We start from the raw sequence: 17,446 nt of genomic DNA, 5'->3' as shown, positions 1-17,446 counted from the left end.
GAGATAGAGCGAAGTCTTCGCTGCGAATTTGTATGATTTTCTAAAATTTTTCGCCATCTTAACTTACAAACTTGTACCCTACTCCTTTAATGGTTTGGAACCTATCATCCCCGATCTTTTCTCTTAACTTCCGGATATGCACATCAATGGTACGACCACCAACCACTACATCATTTCCCCATATCCTTTCCATGATCTCGTCACGCTTATAAACTCTTCCGGGGTGGGAAGCCAGTAAATACAAAAGTTCAAATTCCTTGCGCGGTAAAATGATCTCCTCCTCTCCTATGGTTACTTTATATTCATCTCTATTGATGATGAGCCCTGAAAGTTGAAGTATATCTGAATCAGGCTTTTTATTATCCTTGAATCTTCTTAGTAATGCTTTGACCTTACTGGTTAACACCTTTGGCTTAATAGGCTTGGTTATGTAATCATCGGCACCTGCATCATAACCAGCCATTTGAGAATAATCTTCCCCTCTGGCTGTTAGAAAAGTGATCACAGTATCCTTAAGTCCCGGAATTTTGCGAAGCTGGATACAGGTTTCCATACCATCCATTTCAGGCATCATAACATCCAGGATGATCAAATGAGGTTTTTCACTCTTGGCTATCTTCAAGGCTTCTTTACCGTTTTCTGCAGTAATAATGCGATAACCTTCCGAAGAAAGATTGTAGCGAATGATCTCGATAATATCAGGTTCATCATCCACCAGGAGAATACAGATATCTTTCTTTTTCATTTTTATGTTAACGTTTAATACTGGTAAAAGTAAAGATAATATTAAACACCCATGATTTGAATGTAAATGTTAACCTTCTGGTAACCTTAAGGTAAGAATTTGGTAATTTAATCAGGAGAGAACCTCAAAATCGGGGTAACGATATCGATATCCAGGATATTGTTTTTTAAGTACAATTTAACTATTCACTGCTAAGCCTTTGGTCTAGTTTTTGAATTTTTATTGTAAATTTGATTTAATAGATTCCTGATAATGAAACACTTCTACTTAGCCTCCTTATTGATTATTAGCCTGTTGCTGTTTGCAAGTCCGGCTAATGCTCAGGTGTCTACACCTCAAGACGGAAAGGAATTTCCTATTGAGGGGCTTTCCATTTACCCCAACCCTGCTTCCGGTCAAAAAGTATTTATCACCACACGTTTTAACAAATCCAAAGTGGTGGAAATTTATAATGTACTGGGCAAGAATGTACTTTCCGCAAACCTAACCGGTAACGAACTAAATATATCCTCCCTTGACCCGGGCGTGTATATCATGAAAATTCAGGAAGGGAAGAATTCTGCCACCCGAAAACTTGTTGTGCGTTAAAGTCTTACACCTTTTTTAATTATTTCATCAGAAAATGACCTTTTCTGTACCTTTGTGCGTTGATATATGAACATGCACATACCCACAGATATTTTTGATATTTCCAATTCAGAAGAATTCCAGGCAAAAGCCTTAGAAATATTCAGATACCAGTACACCCATAATGAAGTGTACCGGGAATTCTGTGAACTGTTGAATAAATACCCATCTGCGGTAAAAAGTGTGGAAGAAATCCCCTTTTTACCCATCGAGTTTTTCAAGACCCATAAAGTCATTAGTACCAATAACCCTTCAGAGATCACTTTTTCTAGTAGCGGAACTACCGGACAAACTACCAGCAAACATTATGTCACCGATCTTTCCATTTACGAAACAAGTTTTCGCGAAGGCTTTAGCCTGTATTACGGTGATATCCAGGACTATGCCATCCTTGCATTATTACCTTCCTATCTGGAACGTGAAGGATCTTCTCTGATCTATATGGTGGAAGACCTTATTAAAACGAGTGAAAACCCTCATAGCGGATTTTACCTCAATGACCTTGACAAGCTTGTTGAAAAACTGAACCTCCTCGAAGAACAAGGGCAAAAAACCCTTTTAATAGGAGTATCTTTTGCATTACTCGACCTTGCTGAAAAATTCCCGATGGCATTAAAACATACTGTCATTATGGAAACCGGGGGGATGAAGGGACGCCGCAAGGAAATGATCCGGGCAGAACTCCACGGCATACTCAAAAAGGCTTTTGATGTAGAAAAAATTCACAGTGAATATGGAATGACCGAATTACTGTCTCAGGCCTATTCTACAGGAAATGGTATTTTTGAATGTCCGCCCTGGATGAAGATCCTGATTCGTGATCCTGAAGACGCGTTAAGTTTATTACCCGGGGGTAAATCAGGAGGCATAAACGTTATAGACCTCGCCAATATAAATTCCTGTTCTTTTATTGCAACTCAGGATCTTGGAAAGGATCTTGGAGACGGAAAAACCGAAATACTGGGCCGTTTCGACAACAGCGACATTCGTGGTTGCAACCTTTTAATACTTTAACAAAAAAAATTCAACCACAACTGTAAGGTATTGATTTTTAGACGACTTAACTTACGGTTAGATTATGTTTTCATAATTGGTTGGTTAGTTAGAAGCCCCCTTAGTCGCCGCCCGGCAACGTGGGGGTTTTTTGTTCCTAACTAATATTTCAACTATTCTACCCTGATGATATAGGTATTTCTTTTACCCTTATTAATGATCACATATTTATTGTTCAATAGATCATCATTGGTAATACTGTAATCCTCTCCAACTTTCTCTTTATTGACAGAAATAGAGTTTTCCTTTAGTGCTCTTCTGGCTTCGCCATTTGATTTAAGAAATTCTGTTTTAGCTGAAAGTGCCGCGATCATATCAAGACCTGCATCCACATCTTCACGAGAAACAGTGGCCTGCGGAACGCCTTCAAAAACATCCAGGAAAGTTGCTTCATTCAGGTTCTTAAGATCCTGAGCGGTGCTTTTTCCGAATAGAACTTCGGAAGCCTTTACGGCATTTTCAAATTCTTCTTCACTGTGAACAGTAGTGGTCACCTCCTGCGCCAAACGCTTCTGAAGCAAGCGCATATGCGGAGCTTCCTGATGCTCTTTCACAAGGTTTTCAACCGTTTCCTTATCCAGGAAAGTGAATATTTTGATATATTTTTCAGCGTCTTCATCACTGGTATTTAACCAGTACTGGTAGAATTTATAAGGTGAAGTCCTTTTGGAGTCTAGCCAGATATTACCGCCTTCACTTTTTCCGAATTTACTACCGTCACTCTTGGTGATCAACGGGCAGGTAAGGGCAAATCCTTTTCCACCGTCAATTCGTCGAATCAATTCGGTTCCCGTGGTGATATTTCCCCATTGGTCACTCCCCCCCATTTGAAGGCTGCAATTCTCTTCCCTGTATAAATGCAGGAAATCATATCCTTGTACAAGTTGGTAGGTGAACTCGGTAAATGACATACCATCGGCTCCTTCCCCGCTAAGTCGGTTCTTCACAGAATCCTTAGACATCATGTAATTCACGGTAATATGCTTACCAACGTCACGAATGAAATCCAGGAAACTGAATTCTTTCATCCAATCATAATTATTTACCATCAAAGCCTGATTTTCGGCACCTGAAGTAAAATCAAGGAACTGGGATAATTGTTCTCTCACGCATTCCTGGTTATGTCTCAAGGTTTCCTCATCCAGGAGATTTCGTTCATTGGATTTCCCCGAAGGATCTCCAATCATTCCGGTAGCACCACCAACAAGAGCAACCGGTTTATGACCACATCTTTGATAATGCGCCAGTAACATGATTGGCACAAGATTACCAATATGTAAGGAATCGGCAGTAGGATCAAAACCCACATAGGCCGCACGCATAGCTTCATTGAGGTGTTCTTCGGTTCCAGGCATGACATCGTGTATCATCCCTCTCCATTTTAATTCTTCGACAAAATTCTTGCTCATGGTTACTCTTTTGAAATAAAAACAGCCGTAAAGATACCATAAACCATGATTTTTCCTAAGTGGATTTGTCTATATTTACGGAATGATTTTAGTTACCGGAGGCACAGGATTAGTGGGTTCACATCTTCTTTTAGATTTGGCGCGATCAAATCAAAAGGTGCGGGCAATTTATAGATCGACGCATAGCCTGAAGGCTGTCAAAAAGGTTTTTTCTTATTCAAATTCCGAAGAAGAGGTCGAAAGACTATATTCATCAATTGAATGGATCAAAGCCGATATAACTGATGTTCCCTCCCTGGAAGCAGCTTTTGAAAATATTACAAAGGTTTATCATTGCGCCGCCCTTGTTTCTTTTGATTCCTCAAAAGACTCCCTGCTTAGAAAAGCAAATATTGAAGGCACCGCTAACGTGGTGAACTATTGTATTAAAAACAAGATCAAAAAACTTTGTTTTGTAAGTTCTATTGCGACCCTTGATCTCAAACCGAAGGAAAAGGTAATTTCCGAAACTTCTTACTGGAATAAGGAAAAGGATCACAACATGTATGCGATAACCAAGTATGGAGCCGAAATGGAAGTATGGAGAGCCAGCCAGGAGGGCGTTCCGGTGGTTTTGATTAATCCCGGAGTAATCATTGGGGCGGGATTCTGGAAAACCGGAAGCGGAAGAATCTTTTCAAAGATCCAACACGGTCTTAAATACTACATCAATAAAGTTACCGGGTTCGTAGGAGTCGAAGATGTGGTTAAGGTCATGCAATTACTTATGAATTCACCGGTCGAGAATGATCAATTTATTGTGGTTTCAGAAAACCTATCCTTTAAAGCCATTTTTGAAAAAGTTGCTACGGTCCTGGACAAACAACCTCCAACTAAAAAATTACGTTCATGGATGGTCTATACAGGCTGGATATTTCAGGGGATCAGAGGCCTTATCACCGGAAACGAGAAGAACCTTACCTTAAATTCGGCAAAATCCTTTACAGAAAAGAGCTATTACAGCAACGAGAAGATTTGTAAAGAAATAGACTTTAAATTCGAGTCTATGGATTCAGTGATCCAAAGAACCGGAAAGCGTTTTAAGCAAGATCTTACCTAGCCAAAGTATCTATCTTCGAAATAGGTTTTATAAGAGAATCTCTACGTTTAATTCGCTTTAATTTTAGTGAATCGCGCAAATCCCTCAAACGGTCTGGATCTAAGGTATCTTTTTTATCCAAAGCCCTCAGTGAATCCTGTCTTTTCTCCTCTTGCTCTCTGATACTGTCATATTCAACTTTCAAAGATTCAAGTCTAACCTTTACCTTCGAATAGATATCCTCATATTCTTTATAATTCTCAGAATAATAACGGTTACTTCGAATGTATTGAAGGCTGTCAATGTCATATTTTTCAAAAACGTATTTTTCGACATTGATACCTTTTTGATTCATTAAGTCTTTATTGTAGCTACGAGCTCCCTGAAGTAACGAGATATCTGTAAGCACCTCCACCATTTTATCCTCGGGAATAAGACCTTCGGGCTCATCAGATTTTTGAATCCCCTGACAACCAGAAAACAGTATTAAAATTCCGAAGAAAGCAGCTAACTTTTTCATCCTATCGGTCAAAAGTTAAACGTTCGCCGGGCACAAAAGGAGTAAACTGGAAATTCTTATAAACCAGGTTCCCATTAACCAAAGTATGGGTCACTCTTGATTTAAAGGTAGTGCCTTCAAAAGGAGACCATCCACATTTGTACAGTATATTTCCCGGTTGAACTGCCCATGGAGCATTGAGATCTACAATCACAAGATCAGCTTTGTAACCTTCCCTGATAAATCCCCTTTTTTCGATCTGAAATAAAATTGCCGGATTGTGGCACATCTTTTCTACAATCTTTTCCAGGGAGATCTTCCCTTGATGATGGAGCTGCAGCATTGCCGGAAGGGCATGTTGCACTAATGGCCCACCACTAGGAGCCTTTGTGTAGACATTCTTTTTCTCCTCCTTAGTATGCGGAGCATGATCTGTCGCTATAACATCGATCTTATCATCCAGAACAGCCTTCATTAATGCTTCCTGATCATCTTTTGTTTTAACAGCGGGGTTCCACTTGATAAAAGTTCCTTTTTTAGCGTAATCCTCATCATTGAACCAAAGATGGTGAATACAAACTTCAGCAGTGATCTTTTTATCTTTTAGAGGCTTTTTATTTTCAAAAAGCTTCAATTCCTTGGCCGTAGAAATATGAAAAACGTGAAGCCTGGCTCCTGTTTTTTTCGCCAGGGCTACAGCCTTTGAAGAGGAGATAAAACAAGCTTCTTCACTTCTTATTTTCGGATGAAGTTCTATAGGAATATCATCTCCATATCTCTCCACACATTCTTCCATGTTCTTTTTAATGGTAGCTTCATCTTCACAATGAGCTGCTATTAAAACCGGAGACTCTTTAAAGATCTTTTCCAGAACTTTCTCATCATCCACCAACATATTACCCGTAGATGAACCCAGAAAAAGTTTTAGTGCCGCAGTGTTTTTAGGGTCGATCTTCTTAATTTCCTCAAGGTTGTCATTGGTCCCGCCAAACATAAAAGAATAATTGGCATAAGACTTCTTTTCGGCCAATTTGAATTTCTCTTCGAGTAATTCAATAGTCGTTGTTTGAGGTTGGGTGTTAGGCATTTCAATAAAAGAAGTTATCCCTCCGGCAACAGCTGCTTTTGAACCTCCTTCTAATGTTTCTTTATGAGTTAGACCCGGTTCTCTAAAATGAACCTGGTCGTCGATAAGCCCAGGCAACAAATAATTCCCTTCGGCATCTATGATAGTCAGATCTCCCGACTTGGCACTTATATTTGAGGCAATTTCAGTTATAATTCCGTTATCGACAAAGACGTCTCCTTCGGTGATTTTTCCTTCGTTGACAATTCTCGCATTTTTGATCAGTACCTTCTTCATTATATCGTCATCTTATTAAACAGACTATTAAATTTCATTTTCACTACTCCAAAAACAGCTTCCCAAATTATTGAGCCACTCATTTTTGATGTTCCCCTGGTCCTGTCGGTAAATATCACAGGGACTTCCATTATTTTAAATTTAGCGAGGTAGGCCTTAAATTTCATTTCGATCTGAAAAGCGTACCCCACGAATTTTATTTCATCAAGATGTATGGTTTCCAACACCTTTCTTCTGTAACACACAAATCCTGCCGTAGTATCTGCTACCGGCATGGCTGTTATGAACCTCACATATTTTGATGCCAGCCAGGAGAGAAGCACTCTGCTCATTGGCCAGTTCACCACATTTACACCTGTTTTATACCTGGAGCCAATAGCAACATCGGCATTTTCTTTTTTACAGGCGTTATATAATCTAATTAGATCGTTGGGGTTGTGGGAAAAATCAGCATCCATTTGAAAGATCAAATCATAATCTCTTTCCAGGATCCATTTAAAGCTATGGATGTAAGCCGTGCCAAGCCCTGATTTTCCTTTGCGTTCCAATAAAAAAAGCTGTTCCCCAAATTCACCCTGCAGCCTTTTTACAATATCGGCGGTACCATCAGGTGAATTGTCATCTACCACAAGGATATGGAATTTGCGTTGTAAAGAAAATACATTTCTTACGATACGCTCAATGTTCTCCTTTTCGTTATAGGTGGGTATTACTACAATACCATCTGGCATAAAATTCTTTTGAGCAAATGTAACTATTTTTAAGTTTTACATTTTAGTTTAACAAGCGTTTTTAATCGTATAAATTCTACCTTTGTAGAAAATTTTTAGAGTTGGAAGCCATAGAAAGATACACTGTTTCACAAGATTGGATCACACTCCTTTTACTATTGGTGTTCGCTTTTCTTGTGGTTGCCAGATATGCTTTCCCCCAGCGATTTTCACACTTTGTAATGCTCTTCGCAACAGATAAGTATTTGCTTTTAAAAGGAAAAGATCCAAATGTTTTTCATCCTTTTAATCTGCTTTTCTTCACGATTAACGTTATCACGGTAACCCTTTTCGCACATGTGTTTTATGAGGTATTTTCCGAAGGAACAATAGACAGACCAAAAGTGCTATTCTTAAGGATCGCCACCGCCTATTCCGCTTTGGTACTTCTTAAGTTTTCTCTTGAAAAGATAATTGCAAATGTGCTTTCGGTAGATCAAAAAATGAACTATTACCTATTCTATAAATTGAGCTACCGCAATTTCATGGCTTTAGTTCTATTACCAGTGTGCATAGTATTTATTTATATTTGGGAACCCTCGGCATTAGCCCTGTATATTACAGTGGGCATCATCCTTTTAATGAATTTTATCACAATTGCCAGCATTTATAGAAAAAATCAGAATTACATTTTGAGTAATTGGTTTTATTTTATTTTGTATCTTTGCGCTCTCGAAATTGGACCTTATTTTATTTTATATAAGCTAATTACAAAGCTGTAAGGTGAATAAAAGTATAAGTATATGAAAGTGAAAACAATTTTGGTTTCTCAACCAGAACCGAAGGTTGAAAATTCCCCTTATTTTGATCTAGAAGAAAAACAAAAAGTTAAGATTGATTTCATCCCCTTTATACATGTAGAGGGCGTTTCTTCTAAGGATGTAAGACAGCAAAAAGTTGACCTTTCAAAATACACTGCGATCATCCTTACCAGCCGTAATTCTGTGGATCACTTCTTTAGAATTGCTGAAGAAATGAGATTCAAAGTGCCAGATACTCTCAAGTATTTTTGCCAGAGCGAAGCTGTAGCTTATTACCTTCAAAAGTATGTAGTGTACAGAAAACGTAAGATCTATGTAGGAAAAAGAACTTTTGCTGAGCTTTCTCCACTGATCAAAAAATATAAAAACGAGAAATTTTTACTTCCTTCTTCAGACATGCTGAAGCCGGATGTACCAAAAACCCTTAATAAATTAGGTGTAGACTGGAAACAGGCCATTTTTTATAAAACGGTAGTTAGTGACCTTTCCCACCTTAGAGAAGTATTTTATGACATATTGGTTTTCTTTAGCCCCAGCGGAATCAAATCTCTGTTTGAGAACTTCCCCGACTTCCAACAAAATAATACAAGGATCGCTGTATTTGGAAATACCACGGTTAAGGCAGCAAAAGAGCACGGCCTAACTGTGAACATTCAGGCCCCAACTCCTGAAACTCCATCCATGACCATGGCTTTGGAAAAGTATATTAAAGAGCAAAATAAAAAGCATTCATAAATCGCTTTTTACAACCCATAAAAAAAACCGGCTTATAGCCGGTTTTTTTGAATCACAACTAATCAACATTAGGCTGTTTTTGGAGCTCCCGAAAGGATCTCTTCATTAGCCTGTTTTTCAAATTTTATAAAGTTCTTCTTGAAGGACTCTGCCAGCGTTTGAGCTTTCTTATCATACGCTTCTTTATCATTCCAGGTGTTACGCGGATTCAAAACTTCGGTTGGAACATTCTCACAAGAAGTTGGCATCGCCAATCCAAAGATCGGGTGCTGCTCGAATTCCACATTATCAAGTTTCCCCTCTAATGCAGAAGAGATCATTTCACGTGTATATCTTAACTTCATTCTGGAACCAACCCCGTAAGGTCCTCCGGTCCATCCCGTATTCACAAGCCATACGTTTACATTGTTTTCCTTCATCTTCGCACTTAGCATTTCGGCATATTTTGTTGGATGCAACGGCATGAAGGGCGCGCCAAAACAAGCTGAGAAACTTGGTAACGGCTCATCGATTCCGGCTTCGGTTCCTGCAACCTTGGCAGTGTAACCACTAATAAAATGATAAGCAGCCTGCCCCGGGGTAAGTTTACTGATTGGAGGCAATACTCCGAACGCATCTGCAGTAAGGAAGAAAATATTCTTTGGGTTTTCTCCTACTGAAGGGTTTTGGATATTATTAATATGATAAATAGGATAGCTTACACGGGTGTTCTGAGTGATGGAAGTATTTGCGAAGTCAATATCCCCATTCTCATCCAGGATCACATTCTCTACAATAGCTCCAGGTTTGATCGCTCGATAAATATCCGGTTCATTTTCTTCTGAAAGGTTGATCACCTTAGCGTAACAACCTCCTTCAAAGTTGAAGACCTTATTTTCTTTGGTCCAACCGTGCTCGTCATCACCAATCAACTTTCTTTCAGGATCTGCGGAAAGTGTTGTTTTTCCGGTCCCTGAAAGTCCGAAGAAAATAGCGGTATCTCCCTCTTCCCCAACATTGGCAGAGCAATGCATTGGCAAAGTATTTTTATCAACCGGAAGTATAAAGTTTAAAGCAGAGAAAATCCCTTTCTTGATCTCCCCGGTATATCCGGTTCCACCAATCAAAGCGATCTTTTTAGAAAAGTTCAGTATCGCGAAGTTATGTTGTCTGGTACCGTCAATTTCGGGATCGGCCATGAAACCGGGAGCATTAACTACCAACCAATCTTCAGCGAAATTCTCCAGCTCCTCCTCTTCAGGTCTTAGGAACATGTTATAAGCAAAAAGATTTGACCAAGGAAATTCATTTACAACCCTAATGTTCAACCTATATTTATCATCTGAACACGCGTAAGAGTCACGGGCATAAACCTCTTTCCCCGATAGGTAATCAACCACCTTGTCATACAGTGCATCAAATTTGTCGGCATGAAAAGGAATGTTTATATCTCCCCACCAAACTTTATCTTTAGTGATCTCATCTTCTACAATGAACCTGTCTTTAGGGGATCTCCCTGTAAATTCCCCTGTGTTTACAGCAAGGGCTCCGGTAGAGGTTTCAACCCCCTGACCCTTCTCTATTGTAATTTGATGTAACTCTTCTGGCGAAAGCTGGTAGTGAACCTGAGCATTTTTAATCCCGTACCTCTCTAACGCAATCGTTTTCGTAAGTTGTTTTTTTGCCAACATAAAAAATATAAGTTGTGTGTTTATCTTAGGTCAACAAAAGTAGAAAATCTTATAAAGATACAGGGTTAGGTATTTTGTTTTATTTCTTTTTTAACTTAATGAAACTGATTAACAGCACTATCCATGCGGCAATAAGGAGGGTTCCGCCCAAAGGAGTTATTAACGCAATTACACGAAAATCAAATGTTGTAAGGGAATTCGTCGCCAAAAAATAAATTGATCCGGAAAAAAACAGGATCCCTATAGTTGTTAAATAAAAGCAGATTCTTTTAACTTTTTCAGATGCCAGGGGAAGACCACCAAGGATCAACATAAATAAAGCACTGTACATCTGATACTTAACCCCCGTTTCAAAAGTTGAAATAGAATCCGCAGTGAGCAATGGTTTTAATCCGTGAGTGGCAAATGCTCCCAAAATAATCGCGACCATTCCGAAGAAAGCCCCTGAAAGTAAAAGATTTCTGTTCATAGTTAATTTTTAAAGACGCCTGCAATTAAGTACATTCGTTATCCAAACAAACAACAAACTTACAACTTATCCCTTATGCGTAAAATACTAATTGTAGGCGCCGGAAAATCTACCGGGGTCTTGATTCAATACCTACTTAAAAAATCAACTTCAGAAAATTTTCAATTGATCATTGGAGATCTGGTTTTAGAAAATGCTAAAAAACTAGCTGGTGATCATCCCAACGCGAAAGCAATAACGCTTGATATCTTTAAAAAGGAAGAGCGTGAAACGGCCGTACAAAGTGCCGATATCGTTATTTCTATGCTTCCTGCGAGGTTTCATTTAGAAGTGGCTAAAGATTGCCTACACTTCGGAAAGAATATGGTGACAGCCTCCTATATAAGTGAGGAAATGGAGCAGCTCGATGAGCAGGTGAAAGAAAAAGGCCTTGTCTTTATGAATGAAATAGGTGTTGATCCCGGAATTGATCACATGAGTGCTATGCAGGTCATAGACCGTATTCGTGATAACGGCGGAAAAATGCTGCTTTTTGAGTCATTTACGGGAGGATTGGTAGCTCCTGAGAGCGATACCAACCTCTGGAACTATAAGTTCACCTGGAACCCCCGAAATGTCGTTGTGGCCGGCCAGGGCGGTGTAGCCAAGTTCATCCAGGAAGGCAAATTCAAATACATTCCTTATAACCGACTTTTCAGAAGAACAGAATTCATCGAGGTGGAGGGCTATGGAAAATTTGAAGTCTATGCAAACCGCAATTCCCTGAAATATAAAAGCATCTACGGCCTGGATGATGCCCTTACCTTATATCGCGGTACAATTAGAAGAGTAGGTTTCAGTAAAGCCTGGAACATGTTCGTTCAACTGGGTCTAACAGATGACAGCTATATCATGGAGAATTCCGAAGATATGAGCTATCGGGACTTTGTCAATTCTTTTCTGCCTTACTCCCCTACAGATTCAGTAGAACTTAAATTCCGCCATAACCTTAAGATAGACCAGGATGACATCATGTGGGACAAACTGCTGGAACTTGACATTTTCAACCCCAACAAAAAAGTGGGACTTAAAAATGCCACTCCCGCACAGATCCTTCAGAAGATATTAATGGAAAAGTGGTCCCTGGCTCCTGAAGACAAGGATATGATCGTGATGTATCACAAATTCGGCTATGAATTGAACGGTGAAAAGAAACAGATCGATGCCACGATGGTGAACATCGGTAAAGACCAGTCAGAAACGGCTATGGCACGTACAGTGGGTCTTCCTGTTGCCATTGCCGCACTCAAGATCCTTAACGGTACAATTTCCACTCCGGGAGTTCAACTTCCTATTACCAAAGAAGTATACGAGCCAATTTTGAAGGAACTTGCCGAAAATGGTATTGTATTTAAAGAGGAAGAAAAAGAATACCTGGGTTACAACCCATTTGGAGAAGTAGGTAATTAAACCACCTTTAAACACCGGGCTGCTCAAACTTTAACATGAGCAGCCCTTTTACTTGCCCTAAATTGTTTGGAATAATTCTAAATAAGGTTTATTTTTGACCCCTGAATGAACTTACTTTACAAATCATATTATTTCGCCTCCTACCAGTGTGACAAAAGCCGGTCCTTTTATCTGGATTTTGGTCATAAACAGGTGAAACTTTCCTTCTGCCAGTTACTTTCCATACGCCAGAAGGTCAATGCCATTAACCTTGATTCTCATTTCGACAAGGATATGAATTACAATGGTATTGAGATCCTTACTCTTTGTAACAGGGAACATCTTTTTATCCTTGACACCTTACAGGTTATTGATCTTAAGCAGCTTATTAAAGCCACTTTCGGGATGCTGGAACTCAATTCTCTGGTCACCCACGCTTAACACCTTTCAAATTTAGACTTAGTATAAATTTCCTTCAAAAGAAGGAAAACAAGGTACTTTTCCGTAATTTTAGGGAAAAGCAAAAAAGTCATGAAAGATATCGTACGTCAAAAAATAGGAATCAATGTTGATATTATGGATATGCTCAACGAGCAGATCTCCAAAGAGGCACATTCATCTGCCGCCTACCTTGCCATGGCGTCCTGGTGTGACCATAATGGTCTTGTAGGCAGCGCTGATTATCTTTACAAGCAATCTTCGGAAGAAAGAGAACATATGATGAAGATCTTCAGGTTCATTAATGATAACGGCGGAACTGCCTATTCTCCTGAAGTTACTAATGTATTACATGATTTCAATTCCTTACAGGAGATATTTGAAACAGCTCTTGACCAGGAGATCAGCATTACAAAATCCATAAATAACATTGTCGCGAAATGCAGGAAGGTGCAGGACTTCGCATCTGAACAATTTTTACTATGGTTCGTGAACGAACAAATGGAAGAAGAAAACAAGTTTAGAAGGATCCTTGAAATCTTTGATATAATGGGCACCGATGGCATTGCCCTTAAACTGATCGACGAACGGATCAAACATGGAGAATAGATACCATTATTAAATATTAAAAAAGGACGCCATTGGCGTCCTTTTCTGTTTTCTTTTTCTTTTTCAAATAGCGTTAATTCTATCTCCTTCCTCCCATATAGATGCTCAGGAAGTATAAGAGCGTAGCCAGGGAACCTACTGCAGCCACTACATAGGTGCGGGCAGCCCATTTCAATGAATCTTCAGCAGCTTCATGCTCTTTTGCATTCAACATATTAGAAGATTCAAGCCAGACCAGTGCTCTTTTACTGGCGTCATATTCTACCGGAAGCGTAATAAAGCTGAACAGGGTTCCCATCGCGAACATGATAATTCCAATCAATAAAATGGTACTCCCCATAGCAGTGGTCGCCATCAACATTAGTCCACCAAAGATCACCCATTGAGAAAATCTGGAAGCCACACTAACTACAGGTACCAGCTGACTTCTCATTTGCAACCAGCTGTATGCTTTTGCATGCTGTACGGCATGCCCACATTCGTGTGCAGCCACAGCTGCAGCAGCAGCATTACGCTGCGTGTAAACCGATTCACTTAAATTAATGGTCTTTTTAGACGGGTTGTAATGATCTGTAAGCCTTCCCGGAGTGGAAATAACCTTTACATCATAGATCCCGTTATCTGCGAGCATTTTCTCCGCAATCTCCCGACCGCTCATGCCGTTTTGAAGATGCACTTTTGAATAGTGCTTGAATTTACTTTTCAGTTTATTGCTAACGTAGGCGCTCACAATAAAAATGAGAATAGCTATTAAATAATATCCCATCATAGTTTTTGAATGTTTTAAAGTCGCAAGTAAATAAACAAAAATCCAGCCAATCTTGAATTTTAATCGGGCGCTGAAATTTTGTCAATTCAGGTACTGACTTGGCTTCCGATTAACCTACAATATTTACGATCTTTCCGGGTACAACGATCACCTTTTTAGGCTGTCTTCCTTCCAGTTGCTGTTGTGTCTTTTCATGAGCCAGCACGGTCTTCTCGATCTCTTCTTTGCTCATATCCAGCGGAAGTTCAAGGGTAAAACGCATTTTTCCGTTGAAAGAAATAGGATATTCCTTACTGCTTTCCACCAAGAACTTCTCTTCAAAAACAGGATATTCAGCTGTGGCAACCGAAGTGTCATGTCCCAGTTTCTGCCACAGTTCCTCGGCTATATGCGGCGCATAAGGCGCGATAAGGACTGCCAGTGACTCCAGAACCTCCCGGGAATTACATTTTTGAGCGGTAAGCTCATTCACGCAGATCATGAAAGTACTGACAGAGGTATTAAAACTAAAATCTTCAATGTCTTCTGTCACCTTCTTAATGGTCTTATGAAGTGTTTTTAAAGAATCTGCGGAAGCTTTTTCTTCTGAAACATTGAACTCTTCTCCATTGTGATACAGTTTCCAAAGTTTTTTAAGGAAGTTGTGCACCCCGGTGATCCCCGCAGTGTTCCAAGGTTTTGCCTGTTCAAGCGGACCCAGGAACATCTCGTACATTCGCAAAGTGTCAGCCCCATAATCTTCACAGATGTCATCAGGATTCACGACGTTGTATTTGGATTTGGACATTTTCTCCACCTCTCTTCCCACAATATACTTCCCGTCTTCTGTAATGAATTCAGCATCTGCAAACTCAGACCTCCAGTTTCTGAAGTCTTCAACATCCAGTTCGTCTGAAGCATTTACTAAAGAAACATCAGCGTGAATAGGCTGAACATTTTTTCCTTCTGCAAGATTTTTGGAAACAAATTTATTCTCTCCTTCCAGCCTGTAAACAAAAGCACTGGTTCCAAGGATCATTCCCTGGTTGATCAATTTCTTAAAAGGTTCCTCTACACTTAAAAATCCGCGGTCATGCAGGAATTTTGTCCAGAATCGGGAATATAACAAATGCCCTGTCGCGTGTTCGCTACCACCAATGTACAAATCAACGTTCCCCCAGTATTTCTGGGCTTCTTCGGAAACAAAACGCTCTTCATTCCCGGCATCCATATATCTGAAGAGATACCATGAACTTCCGGCCCATCCGGGCATGGTGTTCAATTCTAACGGGAACACGGTTTTATGGTCGATCAAAGAATTGGCGACCACCTCATTATTTTCAGTATCCCAGGCCCAAACCGAAGCATTCCCTAAAGGCGGTTCCCCGGTTTCGGTAGGAAGATATTTTTCAACTTCAGGAAGGCGCAGGGGCAAATGCTTCATATCTATCATTTGCGGCATTCCGTTCACATAATAAACAGGGAAGGGTTCTCCCCAATAGCGCTGCCTGCTAAAAACCGCATCCCGCAAACGATAATTGGTCTTCCCTGCACCCTGACCTATTTTTTCGAGTTCTAAAATAACCTTATTAAGGGCTTCCTTATATTCCAGGTCATTCAGAAAATCAGAATTAGCGATCACCGTACCTTCTTTTCCCGCATAAGCTTCTTGGGAAATATCAACATTCTTAAAAATGTTCCTGATCTGCAGGTCAAAATGCTTGGCAAAATCATAATCTCTCTGGTCCCCGCAAGGAACGGCCATCACGGCGCCGGTTCCATAACCCGCTAACACATAATCCCCGATCCAGATTGGTACCGGTTCCTTTGTGAAAGGGTGTTCAGCATAAGCTCCCGTGAACACTCCGCTTATGGTTTTAACATCTGCCATTCGCTCGCGTTCACTTCGCTTAGCGGTCGCTTCAATATAAGCTTCCACTTCTTCCTTGTGTTCAGGGGTGGTGATCTTCTGCACTAACTCATGTTCAGGGGCTAGAGTCATAAAGGTCACTCCAAAAATAGTGTCGGGCCGGGTGGTGAAAACTTCAAAATGATGATCTGTGTTCATCACTTTGAATTTTACCTGGGCCCCAACGGACTTACCGATCCAGTTACGCTGACTTTCCTTTAAGCTCTCGGTCCAGTCTATCTTATTCAGATCCTGCAGCAAACGCTCAGCAAAAGCTGAAATACGCATGCTCCATTGTGTCATTTTCTTTCTTATAACCGGGTAACCACCGCGCTCAGAGACCCCGTTCACGATCTCATCATTCGCAAGCACGGTACCCAGTTGCGGGCACCAGTTCACTTCTGTTTCGGCCAGGTAGGTCAAACGGTACTTCAGTAATTGTTCCTGTTTTTCTTCGGAAGTAAAATTACTCCAGTCGGTCGCGGTGAATTCAGTTACATCTTCATCACAAGCCGCATTCACGCCTGAGTTTCCTTCCGCAGCAAAGATCTCTTCCAGTTCAGAAATAGGGCGCGACTTTTCGGTCTCATAATCATACCATGATTCAAAAAGCTGGATAAAGATCCACTGGGTCCATTTGTAATAATCGGGCTCGCTGGTACGTACTTCCCTGCTCCAGTCAAAGGAAAATCCTATCTGGTCAAGCTGTTCCCGATATCTTTTAATGTTCGCCTCTGTAGTGATCACCGGATGCTGACCGGTCTGTATCGCGTACTGCTCAGCAGGCAATCCGAAACTATCATACCCCTGCGGATGCAAAACATTAAAACCTTTGTGCCTTTTAAAACGGGCATAGATATCACTGGCTATGTAACCCAGCGGGTGTCCCACATGCAAGCCCGCTCCCGAAGGATAAGGGAACATGTCCAGCACATAATATTTTGGTTTTTCAGAATTATTTTCAGCTTTAAAAGTCTGGTTCTTTGCCCAGTACTCCTGCCACTTCTTTTCAATTTGATTGAAGTTGTAACTCATATCTTGTCAGCATCTCATTTTTAAACTTCCGAAATCCTTCGGAAAGGGCAAAAATACGGTTAATGTACGAAAGTGAAAAGTTTGGGCGTTTTAAAGAAAG

At 40.3% G+C, this 17,446-nt stretch carries 17 protein-coding genes; 8 read left to right on the top strand and 9 right to left on the bottom strand.

From position 1 onward, the window contains the following. Positions 1 to 58 precede the first annotated feature (58 nt). On the bottom strand, positions 59 to 745 hold the full coding sequence (locus tag ACFQ1G_RS12110; protein ID WP_380739908.1) for a response regulator transcription factor: 687 nt from the start codon (positions 743 to 745) through the stop codon (positions 59 to 61). Between the two features lie 252 nt (positions 746 to 997). On the opposite strand from ACFQ1G_RS12110, the gene ACFQ1G_RS12105 reads away from it, so the two are divergent. Then, positions 998 to 1,333 (top strand): T9SS type A sorting domain-containing protein, encoded by a 336-nt coding sequence (locus ACFQ1G_RS12105; RefSeq protein WP_380739906.1) that lies wholly within the window; start codon positions 998 to 1,000, stop codon positions 1,331 to 1,333. Between the two features lie 72 nt (positions 1,334 to 1,405). Next, positions 1,406 to 2,386 carry a LuxE/PaaK family acyltransferase gene (locus ACFQ1G_RS12100; protein WP_380739904.1) on the top strand — a complete coding sequence of 327 codons (981 nt, stop codon included), beginning with the start codon at positions 1,406 to 1,408 and terminating at the stop codon, positions 2,384 to 2,386. A gap of 152 nt (positions 2,387 to 2,538) precedes the next feature. Here ACFQ1G_RS12100 and tyrS read toward each other — a convergent pair whose 3' ends face one another. Further along, on the bottom strand, positions 2,539 to 3,834 hold the full coding sequence (gene tyrS, locus ACFQ1G_RS12095) for a tyrosine--tRNA ligase (protein ID WP_380739903.1): 1,296 nt from the start codon (positions 3,832 to 3,834) through the stop codon (positions 2,539 to 2,541). Positions 3,835 to 3,916: 82 nt separating this feature from the next. Between tyrS and ACFQ1G_RS12090 the strand changes: the two genes are divergently transcribed. After that, on the top strand, positions 3,917 to 4,933 hold the full coding sequence (locus ACFQ1G_RS12090; RefSeq protein ID WP_380739901.1) for an NAD-dependent epimerase/dehydratase family protein: 1,017 nt from the start codon (positions 3,917 to 3,919) through the stop codon (positions 4,931 to 4,933). Here the strand turns inward: ACFQ1G_RS12090 and ACFQ1G_RS12085 are convergent. Genes ACFQ1G_RS12085 through ACFQ1G_RS12075 form a run of 3 tightly spaced genes read right to left on the bottom strand, consistent with a single transcriptional unit; the run spans position 4,926 to position 7,505 of the window. Beyond that, positions 4,926 to 5,432, bottom strand: a complete 507-nt coding sequence (locus ACFQ1G_RS12085) for a DUF4296 domain-containing protein (protein ID WP_380739900.1) — start codon at positions 5,430 to 5,432, stop codon at positions 4,926 to 4,928. The genes ACFQ1G_RS12090 and ACFQ1G_RS12085 overlap by 8 nt on opposite strands. Before the next feature lies 1 nt (position 5,433). Next, complete coding sequence (locus ACFQ1G_RS12080; RefSeq protein ID WP_380739898.1) at positions 5,434 to 6,774, bottom strand: dihydroorotase; 1,341 nt, start codon at positions 6,772 to 6,774, stop codon at positions 5,434 to 5,436. Beyond that, positions 6,774 to 7,505 (bottom strand): polyprenol monophosphomannose synthase, encoded by a 732-nt coding sequence (locus tag ACFQ1G_RS12075; protein WP_380739895.1) that lies wholly within the window; start codon positions 7,503 to 7,505, stop codon positions 6,774 to 6,776. Before ACFQ1G_RS12075 ends, ACFQ1G_RS12080 begins: the two co-directional genes overlap by 1 nt. A 101-nt stretch (positions 7,506 to 7,606) precedes the next feature. On the opposite strand from ACFQ1G_RS12075, the gene ACFQ1G_RS12070 reads away from it, so the two are divergent. Both ACFQ1G_RS12070 and ACFQ1G_RS12065 read left to right on the top strand, forming a co-directional pair. After that, complete coding sequence (locus ACFQ1G_RS12070; RefSeq protein WP_380739893.1) at positions 7,607 to 8,266, top strand: DUF4271 domain-containing protein; 660 nt, start codon at positions 7,607 to 7,609, stop codon at positions 8,264 to 8,266. A gap of 21 nt (positions 8,267 to 8,287) precedes the next feature. After that, complete coding sequence (locus ACFQ1G_RS12065; RefSeq protein ID WP_380739892.1) at positions 8,288 to 9,040, top strand: uroporphyrinogen-III synthase; 753 nt, start codon at positions 8,288 to 8,290, stop codon at positions 9,038 to 9,040. A gap of 68 nt (positions 9,041 to 9,108) precedes the next feature. Here the strand turns inward: ACFQ1G_RS12065 and pckA are convergent, their stop codons facing one another. Both pckA and ACFQ1G_RS12055 read right to left on the bottom strand, forming a co-directional pair. After that, a complete protein-coding gene (pckA, locus tag ACFQ1G_RS12060; RefSeq protein WP_380739890.1) occupies positions 9,109 to 10,710 on the bottom strand; it encodes a phosphoenolpyruvate carboxykinase (ATP) in 1,602 nt (533 codons plus the stop codon). 79 nt (positions 10,711 to 10,789) lie between these two features. Further along, a complete protein-coding gene (locus tag ACFQ1G_RS12055) occupies positions 10,790 to 11,179 on the bottom strand; it encodes a DUF423 domain-containing protein (RefSeq protein ID WP_380739888.1) in 390 nt (129 codons plus the stop codon). A 75-nt stretch (positions 11,180 to 11,254) separates the two neighbouring features. On the opposite strand from ACFQ1G_RS12055, the gene ACFQ1G_RS12050 reads away from it, so the two are divergent. From ACFQ1G_RS12050 to ACFQ1G_RS12040, 3 genes are all read left to right on the top strand, one after another. Beyond that, complete coding sequence (locus tag ACFQ1G_RS12050; protein ID WP_380739886.1) at positions 11,255 to 12,628, top strand: saccharopine dehydrogenase family protein; 1,374 nt, start codon at positions 11,255 to 11,257, stop codon at positions 12,626 to 12,628. A gap of 105 nt (positions 12,629 to 12,733) precedes the next feature. Continuing rightward, positions 12,734 to 13,048: a hypothetical protein gene (locus tag ACFQ1G_RS12045; RefSeq protein ID WP_380739884.1), complete on the top strand. Its 315-nt coding sequence runs from the start codon at positions 12,734 to 12,736 to the stop codon at positions 13,046 to 13,048. Positions 13,049 to 13,138: 90 nt separating this feature from the next. Continuing rightward, a complete protein-coding gene (locus ACFQ1G_RS12040; RefSeq protein WP_380739882.1) occupies positions 13,139 to 13,654 on the top strand; it encodes a ferritin in 516 nt (171 codons plus the stop codon). Positions 13,655 to 13,733: 79 nt separating this feature from the next. Here ACFQ1G_RS12040 and ACFQ1G_RS12035 read toward each other — a convergent pair whose 3' ends face one another. Both ACFQ1G_RS12035 and leuS read right to left on the bottom strand, forming a co-directional pair. Continuing rightward, the gene (locus ACFQ1G_RS12035; protein WP_380739880.1) at positions 13,734 to 14,423 is read right to left on the bottom strand and encodes a zinc metallopeptidase; all 690 of its coding nucleotides are present in this window, start codon (positions 14,421 to 14,423) and stop codon (positions 13,734 to 13,736) included. Between the two features lie 109 nt (positions 14,424 to 14,532). Then, positions 14,533 to 17,346, bottom strand: coding sequence for a leucine--tRNA ligase (leuS, locus tag ACFQ1G_RS12030; protein WP_380739878.1), 2,814 nt, complete (start codon positions 17,344 to 17,346; stop codon positions 14,533 to 14,535). Positions 17,347 to 17,446: the final 100 nt, after the last annotated feature.

The organism is Salinimicrobium gaetbulicola (assembly GCF_042676025.1).
Lineage (GTDB): Bacteria > Bacteroidota > Bacteroidia > Flavobacteriales > Flavobacteriaceae > Salinimicrobium > Salinimicrobium gaetbulicola.
Note: the sequence above shows the minus strand (reverse complement) of the source record. Positions and strands in the feature narration are given on the sequence as shown.